The sequence below is a fragment of the Candidatus Accumulibacter cognatus genome (genome assembly GCF_000584975.1).
GTDB lineage: Bacteria > Pseudomonadota > Gammaproteobacteria > Burkholderiales > Rhodocyclaceae > Accumulibacter > Accumulibacter cognatus.
In genome coordinates this window covers 1-24588 of the sequence record NZ_JDST02000020.1, presented here as the reverse complement: position 1 = coordinate 24588, position 24588 = coordinate 1, and the positions used below count along the sequence as shown (strand labels likewise).

The 24588-nt window shown below is 59.6% G+C and carries 19 protein-coding genes; 2 read left to right on the top strand and 17 right to left on the bottom strand.

Going from position 1 to position 24588, the window contains the following annotated elements; genetic code table 11:
* The first annotated feature begins 19 nt into the window (after positions 1 to 19).
* Entirely contained in the window at positions 20 to 826 is an 807-nt protein-coding gene (locus AW06_RS04985; protein ID WP_273704392.1) for an adenylate/guanylate cyclase domain-containing protein, read from the top strand.
* 60 nt (positions 827 to 886) lie between these two features.
* Here the strand turns inward: AW06_RS04985 and AW06_RS04980 are convergent, their stop codons facing one another.
* The 16 genes from AW06_RS04980 to AW06_RS04905 form a co-directional block, all read right to left on the bottom strand.
* A complete protein-coding gene (locus AW06_RS04980) occupies positions 887 to 1630 on the bottom strand; it encodes a serine protease (protein ID WP_273704391.1) in 744 nt (247 codons plus the stop codon).
* 80 nt (positions 1631 to 1710) lie between these two features.
* Complete coding sequence (locus AW06_RS04975) at positions 1711 to 2631, bottom strand: transglycosylase SLT domain-containing protein (protein WP_273704390.1); 921 nt, start codon at positions 2629 to 2631, stop codon at positions 1711 to 1713.
* A complete protein-coding gene (locus AW06_RS04970) occupies positions 2628 to 3686 on the bottom strand; it encodes an NAD-dependent epimerase/dehydratase family protein (RefSeq protein WP_273704394.1) in 1059 nt (352 codons plus the stop codon). The genes AW06_RS04975 and AW06_RS04970 overlap by 4 nt, the downstream gene beginning before the upstream one ends.
* Positions 3683 to 4963 (bottom strand): nucleotide sugar dehydrogenase, encoded by a 1281-nt coding sequence (locus AW06_RS04965; protein ID WP_034946526.1) that lies wholly within the window; start codon positions 4961 to 4963, stop codon positions 3683 to 3685. Before AW06_RS04965 ends, AW06_RS04970 begins: the two co-directional genes overlap by 4 nt.
* Positions 4964 to 5010: 47 nt before the next feature.
* Complete coding sequence (gene prsT / locus AW06_RS04960; RefSeq protein ID WP_046535007.1) at positions 5011 to 7794, bottom strand: XrtA/PEP-CTERM system TPR-repeat protein PrsT; 2784 nt, start codon at positions 7792 to 7794, stop codon at positions 5011 to 5013.
* 41 nt (positions 7795 to 7835) lie between these two features.
* A complete protein-coding gene (gene prsR, locus AW06_RS04955) occupies positions 7836 to 9194 on the bottom strand; it encodes a PEP-CTERM-box response regulator transcription factor (protein ID WP_034946523.1) in 1359 nt (452 codons plus the stop codon).
* Positions 9191 to 11290, bottom strand: coding sequence for an XrtA/PEP-CTERM system histidine kinase PrsK (gene prsK / locus AW06_RS04950; protein ID WP_034946536.1), 2100 nt, complete (start codon positions 11288 to 11290; stop codon positions 9191 to 9193). Before prsK ends, prsR begins: the two co-directional genes overlap by 4 nt.
* 73 nt (positions 11291 to 11363) lie before the next feature.
* Positions 11364 to 12746: a TIGR03013 family XrtA/PEP-CTERM system glycosyltransferase gene (locus AW06_RS04945; RefSeq protein ID WP_034946519.1), complete on the bottom strand. Its 1383-nt coding sequence runs from the start codon at positions 12744 to 12746 to the stop codon at positions 11364 to 11366.
* A 338-nt stretch (positions 12747 to 13084) separates the two neighbouring features.
* Complete coding sequence (locus AW06_RS04940) at positions 13085 to 15097, bottom strand: hypothetical protein (protein WP_034946516.1); 2013 nt, start codon at positions 15095 to 15097, stop codon at positions 13085 to 13087.
* Between the two features lie 66 nt (positions 15098 to 15163).
* Positions 15164 to 17140, bottom strand: a complete 1977-nt coding sequence (locus AW06_RS04935) for an acetoacetate--CoA ligase (RefSeq protein WP_034946513.1) — start codon at positions 17138 to 17140, stop codon at positions 15164 to 15166.
* A 14-nt stretch (positions 17141 to 17154) separates the two neighbouring features.
* Positions 17155 to 17562, bottom strand: a complete 408-nt coding sequence (locus AW06_RS04930) for a thioesterase family protein (RefSeq protein WP_034946510.1) — start codon at positions 17560 to 17562, stop codon at positions 17155 to 17157.
* A 105-nt stretch (positions 17563 to 17667) separates the two neighbouring features.
* Positions 17668 to 19461, bottom strand: coding sequence for an acyl-CoA dehydrogenase C-terminal domain-containing protein (locus AW06_RS04925; RefSeq protein WP_034946508.1), 1794 nt, complete (start codon positions 19459 to 19461; stop codon positions 17668 to 17670).
* A gap of 117 nt (positions 19462 to 19578) precedes the next feature.
* Positions 19579 to 20355 (bottom strand): hypothetical protein, encoded by a 777-nt coding sequence (locus AW06_RS04920; protein ID WP_273704389.1) that lies wholly within the window; start codon positions 20353 to 20355, stop codon positions 19579 to 19581.
* 43 nt (positions 20356 to 20398) lie between these two features.
* On the bottom strand, positions 20399 to 21064 hold the full coding sequence (locus tag AW06_RS04915) for an energy-coupling factor ABC transporter permease (protein WP_034946502.1): 666 nt from the start codon (positions 21062 to 21064) through the stop codon (positions 20399 to 20401).
* A 30-nt stretch (positions 21065 to 21094) separates the two neighbouring features.
* Positions 21095 to 22027, bottom strand: coding sequence for an FAD-binding protein (locus tag AW06_RS04910; protein WP_034946499.1), 933 nt, complete (start codon positions 22025 to 22027; stop codon positions 21095 to 21097).
* Between the two features lie 2 nt (positions 22028 to 22029).
* A complete protein-coding gene (locus AW06_RS04905; protein ID WP_034946497.1) occupies positions 22030 to 22779 on the bottom strand; it encodes an electron transfer flavoprotein subunit beta/FixA family protein in 750 nt (249 codons plus the stop codon).
* 224 nt (positions 22780 to 23003) lie between these two features.
* Between AW06_RS04905 and AW06_RS04900 the strand changes: the two genes are divergently transcribed.
* Positions 23004 to 23579 (top strand): TetR/AcrR family transcriptional regulator, encoded by a 576-nt coding sequence (locus AW06_RS04900; RefSeq protein ID WP_034946495.1) that lies wholly within the window; start codon positions 23004 to 23006, stop codon positions 23577 to 23579.
* 145 nt (positions 23580 to 23724) lie between these two features.
* On the opposite strand, the gene AW06_RS04895 is transcribed toward AW06_RS04900, so the two are convergent.
* The coding region (locus AW06_RS04895; protein WP_337958747.1) for an alpha/beta hydrolase at positions 23725 to 24588 on the bottom strand (864 nt) is incomplete at its 5' end.

The following is a 24588-nucleotide window of genomic DNA, read 5'->3' as shown; positions in this document are numbered from 1 at the left end:
AAAATGAGGAAATCACCTAATGATCTTCGTTTCCGTCGAACTGGGTTTGCTGACCTGGCCAGCACTGGGCCTTGCCTACCCGCCCGACGCTCAGGGGACGGGCCGCTGGATTCTCTCGCTGGCGAATTTTGCTTCGCTGATCTGGGTAGCCCGGCTTTTTGTGGCCGATCTGGCCGAAGCCGAGAAGCAACTCGCGGGTGCCAATGCGCGTATGGAAGCACTTCTTGAAAACATGCTGCCACTGACGATCAGCCAGCGCTTGCGCCGCGAGGGACGCACCTTCGCCGATGCCTTCGGGGAATGCAGCGTGCTCTTTGCGGACATCGTGGGCTACACTGCGTTGTCCGAATCAGTGCCCAACGTCGTTGGTCTCCTGGACGCCATCTTTACACGCTTCGATGATCTGACCGAGCAAAGCGGGCTGGAAAAGATCAAGACGATTGGCGATGCGTACATGGTCGCAGCGGGTATTCCCGTTGCGCGCCCCGATCACGCCATCGCAGCCGCAAAGCTGGCTTTGAGAATGCAGACGGCAATTAAGGAATTCCCTGGGCTGGAGATCCGTATCGGCATCAATTCGGGAGCAGTCGTGGCTGGCGTGATCGGGAAGAAGCGCTTCATCTACGACCTCTGGGGAGATACGGTCAATATCGCCGCCCGCATGGAATCGCAGGGGATATCCGGCGAGATCCAGATCAGCGACGCGACGCACGCCTTGCTGCCAAGTAACTTTATCTGTGAAGATCGTGGCGAAATTGCAGTCAAGGGCAAAGGCCGGATGCGCGTATATCTACTCAAAGGTTGCGAGACACTGATCTCTTCATAGTCAATTTGCTGATCATGGATATCTATCGCCATGCACGCCAATGACACGAACAGTCGAAGATCAGTGATTCTGCGCCATCAACTCGCGCAGGTAGCGCACAGGGATGGCGAAGCTGATTCCCGACGGTTTGCTGAGGACCGACTCCTTGCTTTCCTTGACGAATACCATGTTGATGATGCCGATCACCTCGCCCCGACTCGTTTCATACAGCGGGCCACCACTGTTGCCGGGATAGGCGGTTGCGTCAAGCTGATAAATGTCAAAGCTGCCGCTCCTAATCTGCTGCACGACCCTGGCGTTGAGCTGTCGTGCATTCGCACTGGGCAGCACAATCGGAGTAATCGACGAGATGATGCCGCGGTGGGTGACTGGCGACAGCCCCAATGCCCCGCCGATCGGAAAACCGGTAAAAGCAACCGACTGCCCTTCCCTGACCGACTCCAAATCGTGCAGGATGAGCGCCGGCAAGGCCTGACCTTCGATACGCAACAGGGCCAGATCGTGCGCCTTGTCGACTCGGATCACCTTCGCCAAGCGTTGCTGGGCTGCGGCGGTAGCCGAACGGAAGACGATCGCCAACGTTTCGCCTGCGGCCTCATTGAGTTCTTCCTGAATCACATGCGCATTGGTCGCCACCTCGTAACCGTCCCCGACAACAAAACCGGTACCGCGCATCACGAATTGCGGACTACGCGTGCGCTGAAGGGTACCAATGACCACCACGGAAGGCTTGACCCGTTCGATCAGCTCGGGCAAATCTGCCAAGGCGGGTCCGGCACCCCACAGCAAGCCAGGGATTAGCACACAAGTTACCAGCCACCGCATAACGTCCGCAGTACGCCGGTAAGCGCCCCCACAGATCGGCCAGGAGCAGACTCTCATCCCTAAGCTCCCTTGCTCAGGCGAATCCGCGGCAACTCCGGCGAAGGCGTCGTAATCCTGGCATCATAGGGATGGTCGTCGCGTTTGAAGAGGCTGATGATCCGCTGCACGTAACCTCGTGTCTCGGCATAAGGGGGAACGCCTCGGTAACGGTTGACCGCTCCTTCACCGGCATTATAGGCAGCCGCTACCAGACTGACATCGCCTTCAAAATAGGCCAGCAACCACCGTAAATAGGCCAGACCGCCGCGCAGGTTCTGCTCAGGATTAAAGGGATTCTTGACGTTGAAGCGTGCCGAAGTATCGGGAATCAACTGCATCAGTCCTTGTGCATTCTTGCTCGACAGAGCTCCGGCGTTGAAGTTGGATTCGGTCCGAATCACCGCCAGAGCCAGACGCGGACTGACACCGTATTCGGGAGCCAACTGGTGCACCAGACCGACGATCATTTTCTGCGCTTCGTTGCGCGGCAGCATGTCATCGGTGCCCTCGTCGAAAGGCGGCAGCAGGCGCATGCAATCCGGCACATCTGACGTCGGGTCGCCGACAAAACGCTGCATTTTCTGCGACTGCAGATGTCCCTGCTTGGCAGCCAGGCTGAAAAAGTATGCCGCCAGTGCATCGTTTCGATCGACACCTCGCCCGTTGGCGTACATCCAGCCAAGACTGAATTGAGCCTCGGAATCACCCATGCGGGCACCATCGCAATACAGTTTGACCGCCCGCGCATAATCCCTGGGTACCCCCTCTCCATGTTCATGCGCCTGCGCTTCCTTGCGCAAAGCCAGCAGACGCTCGGCAGCCGCCTCGCTCGGAACGTCCGCTGCAGCAGCGGCAGCAGCGGAGACAAAGAGACTCAGCAGGCCGCAGTGAACCAGAATGCCACGATGCAGCAGTGACAGACATTGCCAGACAGACCTCATCCATGGACTCCGTCAGCGACTCCAAAGCGTGATACATACCACGGGATCGCCACCTGGATGCCCTCTGCCAGCCGATGGCTGGGAAGGTAACGGAGCAGGCGCCCTGCTTTGGTAATGTCGGCCCGCGAATGGCGTACATCACCTTGCCGAAAGTCGGCGTACACCGGCTGGATTTGCTGCACCTCCGGCCGAAAAGTCAGGAGGGCGTCACGCAGAATCTCGAACAGCTGATTCAGCGTGGTCTGATCATCCACCGCGACGTTATAGACCTGATTCAGCGCCGCCGGATCTGCAGTCGTCGCGGCCAGGAGATTGGCCTGAACGGCATTGTCCACAAAACAGAAATCACGGCTGGTCTCACCATCACCATTGATGGTCACCTGTTCGCCGCGCAACAGTGCGCGCGTCCAGCGTGGAATCACCGCAGCATAAGCGCCTTCCGGGTCCTGACGGGCGCCAAACACGTTGAAATAGCGCAAACCGATTGAGGCAAACCCATAACAACGTGCAAAGACCTCGGCATAAAGCTCATTCACCAGTTTGCTGACGGCATACGGTGACAAAGGTCGACCGATACAGTCTTCTACTTTGGGCAGCGCCGGATGATCGCCGTAGGTCGAACTCGACGCGGCATAGACGAATCGCTTGACACCAGCATCGCGTGCCGCCACCAACATATTGAGAAAGCCGTCGACATTGGCCGCGTTGGTAACCACTGGATCGGCCAGCGATCGTGGCACCGACCCCAATGCTGCCTGATGCAACACGAAATCGACCGTACTGCAAGCCTCGCGGCAGGCATCCAGATCGCAGATGTCCGCCTCGATGAAGCGGTGACGCAGCCACTGCTCAGACGTCACTTGCGAGTGAACCTCGTCGAGATTGCGACGATGACCGGTAGCGAAGTTATCGAGGCCGATCACCGTCTGGTCGAGTTTGAGCAAGGTCTCGACCAGATGTGAGCCGATGAAGCCGGCACTGCCGGTCACCAGCCAACAGGCTGGCTCTGTCAACAACCGATCGACCAGCGCAGCCGGCAAGGAAGGGAATATCAGAGACGCCACACGGTCACTCCTTGCGCTACCAGCTCGGCCTCACTGAACATGCTTTTCACATCGGCCAGAACGCCACCCTGCTGCAGTTTACCGACATAGTTCGCGAGTGGCCGCTCCTTGAACTGGCGATGGGCAACCGCCGCAACAATCGCTCCGGCTACCGGGAGCTGCTCCCACGCCGTCAGCTCGACGCCATATTCATGCCGGGCCTCGTCGGCGTCGGCAACCGGTTCATGCACCAGTACCTGCGCTCCATAGGATTCGAGTTCCCGGATCACGTCGATAACCCGGGAGTTGCGGAGATCCGGGCAGTCTTCCTTGAAGGTCAGTCCGAGCACGATGATCGGCGCACCCTTGACCTGCCAGCCATTACGGATCATCTGCTTGATCGTCTGTTCGGCAATGAACTTGCCCATCCCGTCATTGATTCTGCGTCCGGCGTTGATCACCTCCGGGTGATATCCGAGCATCTCCGCCTTGTGCGTCAGATAATACGGATCGACCCCAATACAGTGACCGCCAACGAGACCTGGACGGAAAGGCAGGAAATTCCACTTGCTGCCGGCCGCTTCCAGCACCTCCAGGGTATCGATGCCAATGCGATCGAAAATGATGGCCAACTCGTTCATCAAGGCAATATTCAAGTCCCGCTGCGTGTTCTCGATGACCTTGGCGGCTTCCGCCACCTTGATGCTTGAAGCCGGATATACGCCAGCAGTGATCACGCTGCCATAGATCTTCCTGACCTGCAGCAGCGTTTCCGGGGTATCACCCGAAACTACTTTGACGATTTTCGTCAGCGTCCGCTCCTTGTCACCAGGGTTGATCCGCTCCGGCGAATAACCGACGAAAAAATCGTCTTTCCACTTCATCAAGGAATATTTCTCAATGATCGGGATGCAGACTTCCTCGGTTGCACCGGGATAAACCGTCGATTCGAAGACCACCGTCGCGCCGCGCTTGAGGTTCCTGCCGACGGCTTCCGAAGCACCGATCAATGGTCCGAAATCCGGCTGATGTGCCTGATCGACGGGCGTCGGCACCGCAACGATGACGAAATCAGCCTCTTTCAAGGCGGCCGCATCTGTGCCGACTTCCAGATGGACTGCCGCCTTGAGATCAGCGCTGCTTACCTCGCCGGTAGGATCGACATGCTGCCGATAATGCGCCACCTTGTTTGCCGACAGATCGAAACCGATCGTTCGATGCTTCTTGCCGAATTCGACAGCCAGCGGCAAACCGACGTAACCCAAACCCACCACTGCAACAATAGTCATCAATTCTCCATTCTCTGAGTGCTATTCGTTTTCAGCCACATCGGCTTCTAGAGTCCTTTGAGCAACTGCGCGACTTCTGCCTGCGCCGGGAACTTGTCGCCCAGCTTTGCGAGCTGATCCAGTTCTCTTTTGGCCTCGCTGTTCTGCCCGGCTTTGATCAGCGCTTTGGCGTAGTTGAGGCGAATCAGTGACGCCTGCGGAGCCAGTTCCAGGGCTTTCTTGAAAAGTCCCATGGCGCGAGCGTAATCGCCTTTGTCCGCCAGCAAGACCGCCAAAGTATCCAGCAGAGCCGGTTGATCAGGTGCCAGCTTGTTGGCCTTCTCGGCATACTCGACCGCCTTCGGGTCTTTGAGCTGCCCGGAAACCCAGGCCATATTGTTGAGTACGGTTGGGCTGTCCGGCTGTGCCTCGAGCAGAATGCGGTACTGCCGGGCAGCGCCCGCATAGTCCTTGCGCATGCTCGCGGTCTCGGCCAGATAAAGGCGAAAACGGTTGTCCTTGGCATGTTCCTTGATCCAAGTTTCAGCGTACTTGTCGGCCTCGGCGGGGTTACCACTAGCCAGCAGCGCCACATGCAGCTTGACCGCCAGATCGGTCGTCGGGGCTTCCTTGAGCCCAGTCCGATAGGCGGTTATGGCATCCCCCCAGGCTTTCTGCGACGCGTGTGCGTCCCCCTCGAAGATGTAGCCAATGGCTTCCTTGGGTCTCTGTTTCTGCACTTCGCGAGCGACTGCGAGCGCTTCCTTGCTACGACCGGCATCGAGATCAAGGAGGATGATTCCGCGCTGTGCATCCAGCGAGTCCGGCTTGATCTTGAGCGCCTTTTGCAGATTCTCCAGCGCGGCGTCCTTGTTCTTCGACGCCATCTGAATTTCGGCCATCCGCAGATAGGGAAGCGGAGAATCCGGTTTCAAGGCCGACAGTTTCTGATAGGTGACGAGTGCCTGATTGTAGTCCTCAGCGGCCTGTTGAGCACGTCCGGCAGCGTCCAGGATCTCTGGCCGTTCCGGCAATGCGGCAACAGCCTCCTGGGCCGCAGCAAGCGCGCTTTTGACCTCCTTCTTGCCCAAATACAGGCTGATCAGCGCCAGTCTCGGTACCGGATTGGTCGGATTCGCCGTCACTGCCTTGCTGATCAGAGTCGCAACCTCTGCGGTCGTGCCCCCTTCTTTTGCCCGCATCTGGGCGAGTGCCATGAAGGCCTCCACATTCTTCGGATCTTTTGCGAGCACCAACTCGAAACGCTTCCGGGCGTCCTCGGGCTTCTTCTCGTTGAGGTCCATATTGGCCAGATTGGCTGCTGCCGGTAAAAAGGCCGGATTCAGAGCCAGAGCCTTCTCGAAGCTCTTGCGGGCAGCCGCAGCATCGCGCTTGCCAAGCAGGGCAGTGCCTCGCAGGTTATACGTCAGCGGGTTATCGGGTTGTTTCTTCTCAAGCGCCGCAATGGACTTCAGTGCCTGATCGAATTCGCGGCGCTGCAAGTGCGCAGTGATCAGGGCCAGATCCGCCCGGATGCCGGTATCAGCTGCCGCTACCTGCTCCAGATCACGAAATGCCACATCGCTGTCGCCTTTCGCGAGGTTGATCAGCGCCAGCGAAGTACGTTTGGCAGGATTTTTCGGGTCGAGCGCTGCGGCCTTGGCAAAGTAGCTCCCGGCCTTGTCAACCTGACCATTCTGCAGAAATACCTGGCCAGCCAGCGCCAGCAAGTTCGAATCCTTGTCGATCTTGTCGAGGACCGGCTCCAGAATGCCCAGAGCTTTATGCGGCTGGGCATTGCGCAGGTAGCTGGCGATCAGGACACGACGCGCGAGACCGAGTGGCGGTGTCCGCGGCAAAGCCTTGAGCAGATAGGTCTCGGCCTGCGCGTAAGCCTGTAATTCGTACTCGATCAGGCCCGCCAGTTGCAGGCCTAGAGGGCTCTCGGGAGAGGCCTTGAGGTGCAGAAGAATGGCTTCCCTGGCCGCTGCATAATCCTTCTGCTGGTAAGCCAGCATGGCCCGCAGGTATTGAGTTTGCGGATGATTGGCGGCAAACTGCTTGAGCGTCTCGATCTGCTTGCCCGCCTCTTCGAGTTTGCCTTCCGCTATCAGGATCCTGATGATCGTCGAATGCGCCGGCAGATATTGCGGTTTGATTTCCAGCACCTTCAGATAGGCATTCGTCGCCGCCGCGAGGTCGTTCTGGGCAGCAAACATGTCGCCCTTGAACTGCCAGGCATCATACAGCGAGGGTTGTTTCTCAAGGGCGGAATCGAGCAAGGCCAAAGCACCCGGCAGATCACCGCGGCTCGCTTTCAGTCTCGCCTGGCCGAGCAGCGCGGGTGCATAGCCCGGTTGCGCCACCAGCGCTGCTGCATAAGCCGCCACAGCCTGATCTTCCTTGCCCTGCATCAGGTAGGCGTGACCCACCGAGGTCTGCAAGTCAGCAATTGCCGCCGGTGTCGTAAGCTGCGCCTTGGCCAGCTCTTCGGTCACTTTCTGGGGTTGCCCGAGCATCAGCATCGTGCGCGCCAGCAATGGCGTCACTTGTTCAGCAGGATAGTTCCCCCCCTGTGCCTTGCGCAACTCGACTTCAGCTCCGGTCGGATCGCCTCCCTCAAGCAACGCCTTGGCCAACAGAAAACGCGCTTCGGCAAGTTGAGGGTCTTTCTGCAAGGCGTTCTTCAGCTGGATTGCGGCTGCCTTGTGATCGTTCTTCTCCAGAAATGTCTTCGCAGAATTCAGCATGGTCTCCGGTTTCTCACCGCCGCAACCCAACAGCAGAAGAGTAGCCAGCAGTGCTGAAGCGGTGGCCTTGCGCAGCAGGCGAATCGGGTTACCAGTATTCATCAGAGTCCTCATGAGATCGGTCAACGTTTGCAGGAACAACACTATTTCAGTCCAAATCTGTGCATCATGTCGTACAGCGTCGGGCGGCTGATACCGAGCAACTCGGCGGCGCGAACGACATTTCCGTCGGCGCGCGCCAGCGCGGCGATGATCACTCGCCGCTCTGCGTGGTCACGCGCATGCCGCAGGTCCAGCTTGATTGCATCCTCGTGATGATCCCCCGCCAAACCGATGTCATCGGCGGTAATCTGATTGCCATCGGCCATGATGACCGCCCGCTTGATGCAGTTCTCCAGCTCGCGCACGTTCCCCGGCCAGGAGTGTGCTTCTATCATCCGTACGGCGTCCTCGCGCAGGGTCAAGTTGCCGCGATTGTTCTCGGCCGCAAACCGCCTCAGGAAGGCGTGCGCCAGCAAGGCGGGGTCACCGGAGCGGGTACGCAAGGGCGGGATATTGACAATGATCTCCGCCAAGCGATAGTACAAATCCTCGCGGAAACGTCCCTCGTTGATCAGGACTTTGAGATTCTGATGCGTCGCGCAAACGATCCGGACGTTGACCGGGATTTCCTGTCGCCCACCGATCCTTTCGATGACGCGCTCTTGCAGAAAACGCAGCAACTTGGCCTGCAGCGAATGCGGAAGGTCACCGATCTCGTCAAGCATCAGCGTGCCATTGTTAGCTGTTTCGATCTTGCCTGGCGTCGTTTTGGCAGCCCCGGTGAAAGCCCCTTTCTCGTAACCAAAAAGTTCGCTCTCCAGCAAGTTGTCCGGAATTGCCGCGCAATTGATGGCCACAAAACGTTCGCGCCGACGCGGTGACGCCTCATGCAGGCCACGCGCCAGAAGTTCCTTGCCGGTACCGCTTTCGCCCAGTAACAACACCGTTGCGTCGGTAACGCCAACCCGCTCGACGGTGCGGCATATACGTAGCAACTCCGGGTCACGAGTTAGCAAACCAGACAGTACGGCGGGTTGCTGCATCGACTGCAGTCGTTCGTTCTCCTGTTGCAGTTCATGTAGACGGTAGGCGCGCTGGATGGTCAGGCCAAGCATGTCAATCTCGAATGGCTTGGCAAAGAAATCGTAGGCGCCCAGAGCAATCGCACGCAGCGCGTTAGCGCGATCGTTCTGACCAGTGAGGACGATAATCTTGGTATCCGGTGCCAGGGTCAGAATCTCTTCGAGCAACTTGAAACCTTCGGAGACCGAATCTGGGTCCGGCGGCAATCCGAGATCCATCGTCACTACTGGCGGCTGATAGCGCCGTACCAGCAACAGCGCGCTCTCACGATCATCCGCGGTGAGTGCTTCGTACTGATCGAAAGCCCAGCGAATCTGTTTCTGCAACGCGCGATCGTCCTCGACGATCAACAGGTGCGGAAGCTTTCCCGTGCTCATTCTGATTCCTTCAGCAAGTCAGCGGATGCGGTGGTGTGTCCAACATCAAACAATGGCAACAACAGATCCACCTGCGTGCCGACATCAACCGCACTGTCGACAGTCATTTTGCCGCCTAATTCATGAATGTACTGAAAGCTTTCGTAAGCGCCAATGCCCATTCCCGTCGGCTTGGTCGTCTGGAAAGGCTTGAACAGGCGCTCGCGAACGAATTCCGGGCTCATGCCGTGCCCACTATCGCCGACTTCAACCAAGGCCTGCGTCCCTTGCCGGGTCAGCCTGACCCACACCCGCCCACGATCCTCGGTGGCATCCAGTGCGTTCTGCACCAGATGACCGATCACCCGCTCAATCCGGTCTTCGTGCCCACGGGCAACCAGTTTCTCCTCGATCTTCAACTCGATATCCCGTCCCTGCCCGGACTTGGCGGTCTGAATCCGTCGCAGGACACCTGCCAGATCAATGCCACGCGGACCATCAAGCGGCGTCGCGCCTTCGCGCAGTTGCATCATCAGTTTGCGCATACGCTCGACAGAATGTTCAACAGTCATCAGCATGTCTTTTTGAAACTCGGGGTTGTCGCGATGACGCTCGGCATTCTTGAGCATCAGCGACAACTGGGTGATGATATTCTTGAGATCATGGACGACAAAAGCCGACATGCGATTGAACGAGTCGAACTTCCGGACCTCAAGCAGGGCTTCGCTAGCTTGCATCTGACCCAGAAAGGCGCCGGCCTGCCGAGCAGCCGTCTTCAGCAGATCATTGACCTCCCAATTCACATCGATCTTGGTACGGGCTGTCGCCAGCACCACGAAAGCGATCAGTTCATTCCCAGTCGTCAGCGGCACCACCAGCCACGCATTCGGTACTTCGACCAACCAGGACGGAATCTGGAGACCATCATAACGACGCGGCAGGGAACGATACTCTTCGAGGTTGATCACCCAACCGCTGTCGAGCAGAAACCTGCACAACGGGCTCCCGACATCTTCGGTCGCTGACGAAGCGGGCATGTTCCAGTACGCTGCCTGGGCAAAAAACCGGCCCGAGGGATCCTTGAGCCACAGTGCACCGCTCGGACTCTCGACCATGTCGGCCAGGCCACGCACCACATGCTGTCCCATACCGGAGAAGCCGCCCTGTAAGGACAGTGTCTGGGTAAAGCGCAGCCACTCTTCACGGTAATCGTAGCGGTAACTGAAAAAGTGCTTGCCTACCTGCACACGCAGGCGCGCCCGCATCGAACCCGAAAATGTCAGTCCCACCAGCACCAGCAAGGCTGCAAAGAGCAGCGCCAACTGCAATGCCCTCCCCCACTCGCCACCAAAGAAACGCACGTAATAGCCGGCCGCCGCCATGAACAGCAGATAGATGCCGACAATCAGCAGCGTTACCGACTGCAGGGCGGCACGTTGCGACATCACCAAACGTCTTTTCCAGTCATGGCTGCGAATCGCCGACAAAGCCACCAGAGGCAAGCCCATGGCGTGCGCAAAGCCGCGGATACTGAAGGCATCCGAGTCAACCCGGTTGAATAGCAGTGCGTCCGAGTACAGATACAGGTCGAACAGAAAAACACCGCCAAGCCCGAGACACAAAGGCTTGATACTCCAGCGAAAGTCCGGAGAAACGTTGCGGAACAGTCGCTCCACCAACACCAGGCCGAAGACAGTCATCGCCAGAGAGACAAACAGGACCACCCGTTGTGACGGGACGACGAGATCAATACCGAACACCAACAGAAGCTGCGAGGCGAGTGCAATGACGACCAGCAGCCAGGAGAAACCGCTCAGCCAGCCAAAGCGCGCTGACGCAATCTCGGCGTCTGTCGGTTCCGGCTTCATCAGGACGAGGAGAAAGAAATACCAGCCACCGAAGCGCAGCACATCAGCCAATAGGCTACCGGCAAGAAATACCACGTTTCCGGTCATCACAAAGGCCAGCGACAGCCCACCCCACAGTGCGCACAGGCTCACTGCCAGGAACATCGCTCGACTGCGACCTCCAGCGCGCCAGCCGGACGCCAGGTAGAGCGTCAGGAAGGCTGCCAGAACTGCCGCCAAGCCGTAACTCCAGGCAGTGACCATTGCCATCTTGCTGTCCATCAACGAGATCTATACTTTCGCATGACCATCCGCAATCATGGTGTAGCCCGTGGCAGACTATTCACCGAGCCCCCTTGCCCGTCAAGACCACGCCGACAGTCTCGAAGAGGACGACCACATCAAGGAACAGACTGTGATTCTTGACATAATACAGATCGTATTGCAGTTTCTGGACAGCATCATCGATCGTCGCCCCGTAGGGATAACTCACTTGCGCCCAGCCAGTGAGTCCTGGCTTGACACTATGGCGTACCGCGAAAAAAGGAATGTCACGTGTCAGCTGGTCGACAAAATAGGGACGCTCCGGACGCGGCCCTACCAGACTCATATCCCCCGTCAGCACATTGTACAACTGTGGCAATTCATCGATACGCAGCTTGCGCAGGACACGCCCGACACGCGTGACACGATCATCATCGACCATCGCCCAGCGCGGCTTGCCGTCACTCTCGGCATCGTTGCGCATGCTGCGAAACTTGATGATTTTGAACAAACGACCATCGAGACCGACCCGCTCCTGCCGATAAAAGATTGGAAAACCATCTTCGAGGACGATCAGAATCGCTGCCAGGAGCATCACCGGTGTGGCAAGCAGCAGCATCAGGAACGCTACCACGATGTCGAACAGCCGCTTGATCGTCGTCCGCCGCCAACTCTGCCGAAAACCCTCACCAAAAATCAGCCAGCCTACACGCAGGGAATCGAGGCGAATCTGCCCAAGGGCACGTTCGAAGTAACTCGCCAGATCGAGCACACGGACACCGGAGAGCTTGCAGTCGAGAAGTTCGCGCAAGGGTAGTGAGCCCCCGCGGCGCTCGCGCACGGCAACGATGATCTCGTCGACTCTCAAGGCATGCGCCGTGTCTGAAAGCGACCGATCCTGGGAAAGAATGACCTGCGCAGGAACAACGATCTCAGTGTCGTTGACGGAAGGATAGAAGCCAACGATATGGATATCCGGATCCGATTTATGCAGTACGCGACCGACGTTTTCCGCTTCCTCACCGACCCCGAGAACCAGCACGCGGTGACTCAGCAAGGAACTTGTGCGGCTATGCGCCAGATGCACACGCCGCGACAATGTCGCAAAGAGCGCCGCCAGGCCGGACAGCAACATGAAACCGCGATCGACCTCGGCTACCGAAAGCAGCGCAAACACCAGATACGCCAGCGGAATCGCCAGGTAGAGCGACAGCACCGCGCGCGCCTGGGTCTCTTCCCGCGTGCGGCTATGCACCCGCTGATAGATGCCCAGCCAGGCATTCAGGATGATCATCGTCAGCGCGAAAATCACTGCATAGAAAGCCACCCGCTCCAGAGCGAGCGGAGCGCCATGCCCGATCCACATGGCGGCAAGAACCACACACGCAACCGGGAACATCAGGTCAACTGCCACTTGGGCAACCGTCTTCCGATGAAACCAATGATTGAACACCTTGATCACGATAGACTCCTTGCAGGCATAAACCTGAATACTTCTCGTTGATGACTGCTGCTCTGAGAGCTGCTTTAAATCAGAAAAGCTCGGCGAACGACACGCAACGAAGGCTATCACCGCAGATAATTGGAGAACGTGACCTAATGCACAAGCCAGGGACAATACCAGAGGAAGAAAGCCCTGCCATGCCTGTTGAAAATCAAGATAATACTTTCGAAAAACGAAACAACCATATGATATAATTAATTATTGTATAATCACAAAGTTTCCTATATGCTGGAATTATACATCCGGCGACAACCTTCAAGATGTTTTCAGGGATGAGGAAGGCGCTTTAAAGCCCCTCAGGGGGAACCTTCTTCGAGGAACAGTGCAAAGCATGTTAGCAAGTACAACAGGAAAGCAGACCTCGGCATGTCCAGCACGCTCGAGAACATACCAACGACCAGACAGCCCGTCAGGGCTGCCAGCAAGTAGGGTGCGAGGACATGCTCGCGCCCGCGACCCCACAGCAGATTGGCCAACGCCAGGCCGAGCAGACCGAGAAGCAGAAGCAGGCCAACGGCTCCCTGATCAATCAGGGTCTCGATGAATATGCTGTCGACATGCCACGGCAGGAAGTAATGGCGGCCAGCGAAGAACCAGTGCGCCATGTCACTGGAAAAATCGCCGTTGTCGAGTAGCTGATGGCCGTTCGCATTGATCAGGCTCAAATGGTCAACATCGACGAAGTCAGCTCCTCCCTCCAGCCGTAGTGAGAGGAACCCCAGCCATGGCGGCCAACCTCGGGAGCCGTCCTTGCCCGCTGTGAAGGTCAGCGTAAAGTGATCCCATTGCTCATCCTTGCCCGACAAGGTCAGGCCAGTCTGTGCGCAGTTCGCGGCATAAAGAAGATGCTGGTGGCACAAGCCGACACGCAGTTTCGCTGGATGCGGCGCGCGCAGGTCCATTGCCAGCGTATAGGTACTCCCTGCAACAAACGCCGGGACCCGCTGAAGCAGTTCGAAAGCGCCACTAGCGCGTGCACTGTGAGGCAGTCGGAAAATGCGTAGATGGCTCCCCTCGCCTGCCTCGACGATCTGCAGGCGACCTGGCATCGCACGTCCGGGAATGGTCTGCGAATAGCTGGCAGGGAAACGCCCGAGTCCTCTGCCCAGCAGCCATTCCGGGAGCGTACGTAGCAGGCTCAGGCCCTCTTGCCAATGCTGCAGGCGACCAACCAGATCGCGCTCCCCGGCTGACACCCTGCTGCCCATGAAATCCCCTAGACACAGGACCGTCAGGACCTCAAGGATCAGCACACTAACCAGCAGCCGACCTCCCCACCGCCGCCAAGGCTCCGGCTCGGGGACTCTGGCGGTGGCGACAGGACCGATGGCGCGCGCCAGCCGAAATCGCCGCAGCCAGGGCACCGGCAAACGCCAGGCGAGGACGAGCAGGGACACGCCGACACCCAGATAAACGGCACGAGAAAAAGTGGTCAGGCAGGCATGGCCAGCGACCACTGCCAGGCACGCAGCGACCACCCAGTGCCATCGGGTGCGCGCGTGCACCACTGCATAGACCGCAAATGGCACCGCCAGGGCAAGGAAAGCATCGATCGCTGCGCCACCGACATGCATTTCCCAGAATAGCGCCGTGCTGCGATAGGGGGTTGAAAAGTCCAGCAGTCCGGGATAGCCGTTACGTTCCCAGATAACGGCCAGACCCACCCCGCCCAGCCCACTCGCCATCCCGGCCGCAAGGCATTGCCCCGCCAGTGCCGCCCCATTCTGCAGCTGACTCCGCAAGGCTGGTAACAAGAGCATTGCCAACAAGAAGCTCTTGGCAATGCGCAGACTGTTCAAGGGATCTTCATAACCCTGGAACCACCCCAGGGAAAATCCGCCGGCATCGGCCAGACCGCGCAGCGTTGCCCACAGGTAGGATACGGCCAAGGCGCCCAGCCAGATCTGCGTGAAGCCGAACTGCCTGGTCCATTCGGGCTCACGGCACGTATCTATGGACTGTCCCGCAAAGCGCTGCGGTTCGGGTGGCTGCCTGGTGACGAGTTTGGATTGAGAGATGCTCCGTAATTGGCCGGTTGCCATGCGCGCATGGCATCCGGCCGCCGCACCAAGCACTAGCAAGTCGAACTCATCGATGCCGATCCATCCGGTCCACGCGGAAAAACCGGCGACCGGCAACAGCGCCGGCAGAACGAATAGCCAGATATACGGGTACCAGTAGACGGCCAGGCACCAGACAACAAGAATCGTATTCAGCGATGCCGGCCACAGCGGGTGATGTTGCGCAATAAAAGCGCCGAGGAGGCCAGCCAGTGTCGCCAGCACGCCATGCGTCAGGATTAGCGCCATCCAATGAACAGGTTACTGACAGTCTATGTGGCCGTTGCGCGAAGCTACGGCAAGAGACTCAACTGTTCAGCTCTGCAGTTCGACCCGCTCACGAAAGTACTCCAGCGCCTCGGGGTTGGCCAGTGCTTCGATGTTCTTCACTGGCCGGCCATGCACAACATTGCAGACGGCGAGTTCGACGATCTTGCCGCTCTTGGTGCGCGGGATGTCGGCGACCTGGAGGACCTTGGCCGGAATATGGCGCGGCGTGGTGTTGTGGCGGATCTGCTGCTTGATGCGGTCGAGCAGCACTTCGTCGAGGAGCAGTCCTTCGCGGAGCTTGACGAAAAGCACGATGCGCACGTCGTGCTGCCAGTCCTGGCCGATCACCAGCGATTCGACCACTTCCGGCAGTTGCTCGACCTGGCGATAGATCTCGGCGGTCCCGATGCGCACGCCGCCGGGGTTGAGCACGGCGTCGGAGCGGCCGTAGATGATCATGCCTTCGTTGGCAGTGAGTTCGACGAAGTCGCCATGGCACCAGACGTTCGGGAAGCGATCGAAATACGCGGCATGGTATTTGGCGCCGTCGGGGTCGTTCCAGAAGCCGATCGGCATCGCCGGAAAAGGAGCTGTGCATACCAGTTCGCCGCGCTCGCCGCGGCCGGCCGGAATCGGCTGACCGTCGTCGTCGAAGACCGCGACGGCCATTCCCAGACCACGGCATTGCAGCTCGCCGCGGAACACCGGCAGAATCGGATTGCCAAGAGCAAAACACGAAAGGATGTCGGTACCTCCAGAAATCGACGCCAGCAACAGGTCGGCCTTGATCTCGCGATAGACGTAGTCGAAGCTTTCCGGAGCCAGCGGACTGCCGGTCGAGAACATCGTCCGCAGGGTTTCGAGGCGATGCGTCTCGCGCGGCTTGAAACCGGTCTTGGCGAGCGCGTCAATGAATTTTGCCGAGGTGCCGAAGTGCGTCATGCGTTCGGCGTCGGCGTAATCGAAGAGGATCGCTCCAGGTTGGCCGCTGGCGCCCGGAATGAAGGGGGAACCGTCGTAAAGAAGTAGCGTCGCGCCCGAAGCGAGGCCGGAAACCAGCCAGTTCCACATCATCCAGCCGCAGGTGGTGAAATAGAAGAGGCGGTCGTCTTGCTTGAGGTCACCGTGCAACTGGTGTTCCTTGAGATGTTGCAGCAGGGCGCCGCCGTGACCGTGCACGATGCACTTGGGAACGCCAGTGGTGCCCGAGGAAAACATGATGAACAGCGGATGTGCGAAAGGCAGCGGCGCGAATGCGATTTCATCGGCGGCAAAAGGTGCGATGAAATCGGCATAGCGCACGCCATTGCGAATCGTCGCCACCACAGGAGAGTCGTCGAGGTAGGAGACGACGACCGTCCTGGCAATGCTGTCGATCTGCGCGGCGATTTCGGCGTTCTTGGCCATGCAATCGACCGGCTTGCCGTTGTACCAGTAGCCATCGACGCAGAGCAGGATCTTGGGTTCGATCTGTCCGAAACGGTCGAGAACGCCCTGGACACCGAAATCGGGCGAAGCCGACGACCAGATCGCACCGAGCGAAGTGGTGGCGAGCATCGCGATCAGCGCTTCGGGCAGGTTCGGCAGGTAAGCGGCGACACGATCCCCCTGGCCGATGCCGGCGGCCTGCAAGGCTTGCGCGCAGCGCGAAACCTGCGCGTAAAGCTCGGCGTGCGAGAGGCGACGACGGATCTTGTCCTCACCCCAGAAGACCAGTGCATCGGCGTGATCATGGCGGCGCAGGAGGTTCTCGGCGTAGTTCAGCCGGGCTTGCGGAAACCAGCGGGCACCGGGCATCCGCTCGCCTTCCTCAAGGACTATCGGGCCGCGTTCGCCGATCACGCCGCATTGCTCCCATAGCGAAGTCCAGAAAGCCTCGGGTTGCGCCACCGACCAGCGCCAGAGACTCGCATAATCCGGGCAGTCGAGCTGCCAGCGGCGGTGGACTGCGGTGATGAAGGCGCTCAGCCGGGCTGCCGCGATCCGTTCGGCGCTCGGGCGCCAGAGAACTGCAGGGTCCATCTCCCCTCCCCTCTTCAGGCTGGCAGAGCAGCGCGCATGCTTTCCGGAATCGGCACCGATTTGCCGGTCGCCACATCCATCCAGACGATCTTGGCGTCGCCGGTCGCGTACAGCGTATCGTCTCCCTGTCGGCGGATTTCGTAATGCGTCTGTACGCTGCTGCGGCCGGGATGTCCGCAGAACATTCGCACTTCGACGACACCAGGGTAGTTGATCGGGATCAGGAAGGTGCAACTGGCGTTGATGATCACGGGCGCCTGGCCACGCGGCGTCAGCGTGCAGCCGATCTGTTCGAGAAACTCGACCCGCGCCTGCTCCATGTAACGAAAATAAATGGTGTTGTTGACGTGGCCGTAGGCGTCCATGTCACCCCAGCGGATAGGAATCTGCGTGGTCAGGACGAGTATGCGTGGATTGGTCATGGAAATTCCTTGATCGGGTAGCTGACGACTCCCGCCAGTCACCCGGAGATGCCGGCGCAAGCCGGCTGCGACCGCCATACACGGGACCGCAACCGGCCGGCCCGATCAAAACAGGTCTTCAGGCAAGGCGTTGACGCCTTCGACACCCTCGGTGATGCTGCTCGCCAGGCCGGCAGCCTGCGACAACACATGGTCAGCATAGAAGCGGGCAGTGATGATCTTCGCGGCATAGAAGGGATCACTGTCACCAGCGTCGATCTTCGCCTGCGCAATCAGCCCCGCACGCGCCATCTGCCAACCACCGGCGACAATCCCGAGCAACATCAGGAACGGCACCGCGCCGGCCGATGCAGCACGAACGTCCACCCCGTAGGTGGTCACCAGCCACTCGCCGGCAACCGCGAGGGCGTCGATGCCAGCCCTGAAGCGACTGCGAATGGCCGCAAGATGTCCGCCCTCCCGTCCGGCGAGATCGGCGTCGAGCGCGCGCATTTCTTCGATCACCGCCTTCAGGGTGGCGCCGTTTTCGCGTGCCATCTTGCGGCCGATCAGATCGTTGGCCTGGATGCCGGTGGTGCCCTCGTAGATCGTCGAAATCTGTGCGTCACGCAGGTGCTGCGCGGCACCGGTCTCTTCGACATAACCCATGCCGCCGTGCACCTGCACGCCGATCGAGGCGATGCTGACACCCGACTCGGTGCTCCAGCCCTTGACTACCGGAATCATCAGATCAACGAAGGCCTGTTGGCGCTTGCGCTCGGCGACATCCGGATGACGGAGCGCGGTGTCGTGTGCTGCCGCCACCACGTAGGCCAGTGCCCGCGTGGCTTCAGCGCGCGAGCGCATGGTCATCAGCATGCGGCGCACGTCGGGATGCTTGATGATCGCCACTTTTGGACCACCGCGCACGCCGATATCGGTACACTGTACACGTTCGCGTGCGTAATCGCGTGCACGCTGGTATGCGCGCTCGCAAGCGGCGACGCCTTCGAGACCGACGCCGAAGCGCGCGGCGTTCATCATGATGAACATGTACTCGAGACCGCGATTCTCCTCACCGACCAGATAGCCGACAGCACCGCGATGATCCCCAAAGGCCATGATCGCGGTTGGGCTGGCGTGGATGCCGAGCTTGTGCTCGATCGACACACAGTAGGCATCGTTACGATCGCCGAGACTGCCGTCGTCATTGACCATGAACTTCGGCACGACGAACAGCGAAATCCCCTTGACGCCCTCGGGCGCTGTCGGCGTCCGCGCCAGCACAAGGTGGATGATGTTCTCCGTCAGATCGTGCTCACCGTAGGTAATGAAGATCTTCTGCCCGAAAATCAAGTAGCTACCGTCGGCCTGCGGTTCCGCACGCGTGCGCACGGCTGCCAGGTCTGAACCAGCGCTCGGCTCGGTGAGGTTCATCGTCCCGCTCCATTGACCGCTGACCATCTTTTCGAGGTAAGTCGCCTTCAACTGGTCGGAGCCGGTCAGTACCAGAGCCTCGATGGCACCGGCGGTAAGCAGCGGACACAACGAAAACGAATGATTGGCCGATTTCCACATCTCGGCGACGGCGGCCGCGACCACTTTCGGCAGTCCCTGCCCTCCCCATTCCGGTTCGCAGGCCAGTGCCGGCCAGCCGCCGTCGGTGAACATCCGGTATGCTTCCTTGAAACCCGCCGGCATGGTCACCATCTTGTCGTGCCAGCGGGCGCCCTCCTGGTCTCCCGGCCAGTTGAGCGGTGACAGGATTTCAGTGGCAAACCTCGCGGCCTCTTCGAGAACCGCGTCGACCAGATCGGGCGTTGCTTCCTCGCAACCCGGCAGCTCAGCCACCCGCTCAAGCCCAGCAAGTTCCTGGAGCACGAACTGCATGTCACGGAGTGGGGCAATGTATTCACTCATGTGTTTCTCCTCATAGGGTTTGTGTAGAACGGCTGGGCAGCTTCTCAGGCCACCGTGAGATCGATCAGGAACAATACTTCCTCGACTACCGGTAAGATGAAGCCTCTGCGTTGCCCATCACGATGGTCGCGCAGCAGTCGTTTCCCCGCGGCGAGGCGGCATATCAACCGGTGCGGCCGGCGGCGGCGGATTTGCCGACCGCTTGGGTCTGTTAGACAATACAGGCTCACTGCGATCCGGCATCGATGAAACGTTCGGGTTACTCGGGAGAACTTCTACCACAGCGGGACGACGGAACAACAGCACCAGCACCAGCACCAAGGCGGCGACCCCGGCATACAGGACCCACTGCTCAAACTCAATGGCCGCAGCCGGCCCGGTCGGGATCGTGGTTGCCGGCAACGCAGCAGTCGCAGCTGGCAACGGCGTCCCCGCTGCGGCAGCGCCGCCGCTGGGAGGAGCTGCCGATGGCGAGGGTATCGCCGCCGCCACACCTGCAAGGCGATCCTCTGCCCGTCTCAGTTCGGCGACGTTGGCTTCGAGCCAGGCCAGCTTGTCGCTCAGCCCCTGCTGGTCCGTGTTCGTACCTCTTAGGATCTCGATCGTCCGCTGTTCGAGGCGCAGCAACTGACGACCAAGGTCGCTGGTTGCGGATGACGCAGACAGCTCTTCGCTCAGGCGCAAGGGCATCGTCACTTCGGCATTGACGCCGCCGGCTGTTAACGGCGGCACGCGCCGCTTGACTGCCGGCAGAGGGCCCGGCTCTCGATGGACCGCATCTGCGGGGTCTCCGGCCGGCGGCTGCGCTGGCGCCTCGGGTACCGCCAGCAGCAGAAGCAGCGCGCAGATCATTGGCCGAAGGCCCGGCCAGAAGCCGGTGACGGGCTGTGCCATCAGAGAAGCGGGCCGTGGCGTGCGAAGGATGGGCAAGGAGAATTCATTTTCTTCCGAGAAACTGTGCATCCTCAAAATCCGCCAGCAAATCCGGCCGATAGACGGCAAACAGGGTAGCAAACATTCCCGAAATCCATGCCTCGGAAAAACCGAGCAGAAAGAAATACGGGAGATACTCGTCAATCAGATACTCGCTGGAGTAGGCTCCAGCCATCGCCAGCAGCAGGCACACCGTCACGCCGACGGCCATCACCGCCAGCGCCGCGGCGAAGAAACCCTTGCAAAAAATATAGATGAACAGGTGGCGCGGCAGCAGCCATTCGACCAGTCGATGCAGTCCCTGACTGACGGCCACGCCGACGCCCGCCATCAGCAGGGCGTTGATTGCAAAAGCCTCGCTGCCGGCCGCTCCGTTCAGGCTTACCCCGACCAGAACCAGGCAAAGGCCGATGAATGCCAGTGACCATCCGAAACACAGGGTCAACAGCGTCGCGCCAAGCAGGTGCAGGGAAAGGCCGGGTTTGACTCCGGCCTGCAGATGCCAGAGCAGGATCAGCGCGACGATCATCGCCAGAAAGGCGTTCAGACGGGTGCTATCAGCCAGCACCCGCCATGGCGCCCGCCTAGCCGCCAACCAGGCGAACGCGGCAAACAGCAGCCATGCCAGCCAGGTCCATTGCCCATCGAGCAGTCCGTCCGGCAGGTTCATGCGACCCACGGCTCCGGTTCCCGGCAGCGCTCAGCCAAGGGCGGCCTGCAGCGCCGGCAGGACTTCGAAGAGGTCACCGACCAGCCCGTAATCGGCAACCTGAAAAATCGGCGCTTCGGCGTCCTTGTTGATGGCCACAATCACCTTGCTGTCCTTCATTCCTGCCAGATGCTGGATGGCTCCCGAAATGCCGACCGCGATGTAGAGCTGCGGCGCGACGATCTTGCCCGTCTGGCCAACCTGATAGTCGTTCGGCGCATAACCGGCATCGACCGCCGCACGCGATGCACCCACCGCAGCCGTCAGCTTGTCGGCCAGGGGTTCGAGCAATTTGTGGAAGTTCTCGTTGCTGCCCATGCCGCGCCCCCCCGAGATGATGACCTTGGCGGCGGTCAGTTCGGGACGTTCGGACTTGGTCAGTTCGCGGCCGATCAACCTGCTCTTGGCTATATCGGGACCTGCAGCGAGAGTCTCGATACTGGCATTGCCCCCCTCGCCAGCCGCTTCGAAAGCGGTCGCGCGCACGCTGATGACCTTGATCGGGTCGGCTGACTGGACGGTGGCAACCACGTTGCCGGCGTAGATCGGACGCCTGAAAGTATCGGCCGAATCGACGGCGATGATCTCGGAGATCTGCGCCACATCGAGCAAGGCGGCGACGCGTGGCAGAAAGTTCTTGCCGCTGGTGGTCGCGGCAGCCAACAGGTGAGAATAGGCGGCAGCCTGTGCCACGACCAGCGCGGCGAGGTTCTCGGGCGACTGCTCGGCATAGGCGGCAGCGTCGGCGACCAGCACCTTGCTCACACCGCTGATCCGTGCCGCAGACTCGGCTGCCAGCGCACAGGCGCTACCGGCAACCAGCAGATGGATGTCGCCACCGATCCGGGTTGCGGCAGTAACGGCATGATGTGTCGCCGCCTTGATCGAGGTATTGTCGTGCTCAGCAATAACGAGAATGGACATGGTCAGATCACCTTTGCTTCAGTCTTGAGTTTTATCACCAGATCGGCGGCATCGGCCACCTTGATGCCCGCCGTTCGTTTTGGCGGTTCGGCAACCTTCAGTGTCTTCAGGCGCGCAGTGACATCGACGCCGAGCGCCGCCGGAGTGGTCGTCGCAAGCGGCTTCCGCTTGGCCTTCATGATGTTCGGCAGGGTCGCGTAGCGCGGCTCGTTGAGGCGGAGGTCGACAGAAACCATCGCTGGCAACGGCACCTCGATGGTTTCAAGACCGCCATCGATCTCGCGCGTGACCGTCGCCTGCCCGCCCGCGACGACGATCTTCGAGGCGAAGGTCGCTTGCGGCCAGTTCATCAAACCGGCCAGCATCTGCCCGGTCTGGTTGGCATCGTCGTCGATCGCCTGCTTACCACACAAGACCATCTGCGGTTGTTCATTCTCACACACCGCCTTGAGCAGTTTAGCGACGGCCAGTGGCTGCAATTCGCCATCACTCTGGACAAGAATGCCGCGGTCGGCGCCGATGGCCATTGCCGTGCGCAGGGTTTCCTGGCAATTCGCCACCCCCGCTGAAACCACCACCACCTCCGTGGCGATACCAGCTTCCTTGAGGCGCACCGCTTCCTCGACGGCGATTTCGTCGAAGGGATTCATCGACATTTTGACGTTGGCCAGATCGACGTCGCTCGCATCCGCCTTGACGCGCACCTTGACGTTGTAATCCACCACCCGTTTGACTGGCACGAGGATCTTCAATTTTTCTCTCCTTTATTACTGCAGCGTAATCGATAGCAATCGCGATCTAGGCAGTCCGCGTTTGACATTGCCGAATGCTCACCGGACAATACGCCATACCTGATCGTATGGATAGCGTACGGTACCGTATGGGGTGATGCCTGTCAACACCATAGCCCGCGGCAGCGGTGCGTGAAATAGTAATATTGCCTCAGCCGCGTGATTCAGGAAAGGAGCACAGGACGATGAAGCACAGAAATATCCGGCCACGGGCGGCACTCGACCGGAACGAGTGGGTCGAAGCAGCCATCGCGGTTCTTGCAGAACAGGGCGTGCAAGGCATGCGGATCGAGGTTCTGGCAAAGGACTTCGGCGTCACCAAGGGCAGTTTCTACTGGCATTTCAAGGACCGTCAGGACCTCTTCAATGCCGTTCTCACGACCTGGCGTGATGGTCGCATCCGCGACATCAACAAGCAGACGGTCGCCACTCCCGGCAAGGAGCACGAACAACTCCTGCACCTGATCGAGGTCTACGGTGCCACGCGCAACCACAAAGGCATCTCGATCGAGTTGGCGGTACGCGAATGGGCACGCCGGGATGCCCAGGCCGCTGCCATGGTCGAGGAAGTCGACCACTGCCGTCTGGAATGTACCCGCAAACTGTTCGTTGCCCGCGGCCTCGCCGACGACGAGGCGAAGAGTCGCAGCCTGTTGCTCTACGCCTACGTATTCGGGCAGAGTCTGATGGCCTGCGAGAGCTACGACCCGAGGCTGAGCGACTTCAAGCGCTGGATTGCCGAACTGATCGTCAAGGAATAGCGGCATCCTTCGGGAGCGAATATCAGTGGCTGCTGCGCAGCGTAGCGCGATCCATTCCAGCGCCACCGCTTCCCCGTCAAGGAGTCTGGGAAGAGGGAAACGGCCATGACGTTCATGACGGGGGCACCTGGAAAAATCATGACCGTCAGGCATCGATGAAGTCAAGCAAATCACGAACGAAGCGCTCGCGATCCCATTGGTGTGGCGAGTGATCGGTGCCTTCGTAGATGTGTAGTACCGCGTTGGCGATCTTGTTATGAACGTAGTGTGCGGTCTCGCTGCGGTAGTAATTGCTGGCACCGCCATAGACCAGCAGGGCAGGAATGTCGATTCTCTCGAGGGTTTCTCGATAGTCGGCTTCGGTCAGGCTTTCCCAGCAGGCAATCAGCGGGGCCGGATCCTGTTCGTTCAGCCATTGCCGTGCCTTGTCGAGGCCCCGCGAGCCCGTGTGATACTTCTCCCGGGCGCTCGCGTTGAGACCCATTGCACCCAGCAGGAGAACGGATTCCGTGAAGTCGGTCTGGAGATGGCTCAGGAAAGTCGCTGAACGGTCCTGGTCGAAATCGCCGTAGATGCCATCGCACCATTCAGAATCGGTCAGAAGTTTTGGTGACTGGTCCAGGAAGCAGACCTTGCGCAGCTTTTCGCAGCCATGCTCCTTGATGTACTGCCACAGGGTCAGGGCGCCCATGGAGTGGCCGACGGCCACCAAATCGTCCAGATGATAGTATTCGATCAGATTACGAAGGTCTTGCGCCATTCGCTGCACCGTTGGAACGGTCTCTTGCGTCAGTCGATGCCCACCATGTCCACGGGCGTCCCAGCGGAAGACCCGATGATGTGGCGTCAGCTGGTCAATAAATGGCGACCACTCGCGGTGGCTGGCAGTCCAGCCGTGCAACATGATGATCGGCGAGCCTTTGCCGGACACCTGCAGGTGGATCACTTCGTTATCATCGGCCAGGAAATGCATCATGGTGGCACCGAATATACTGAAATAGGTCACAAA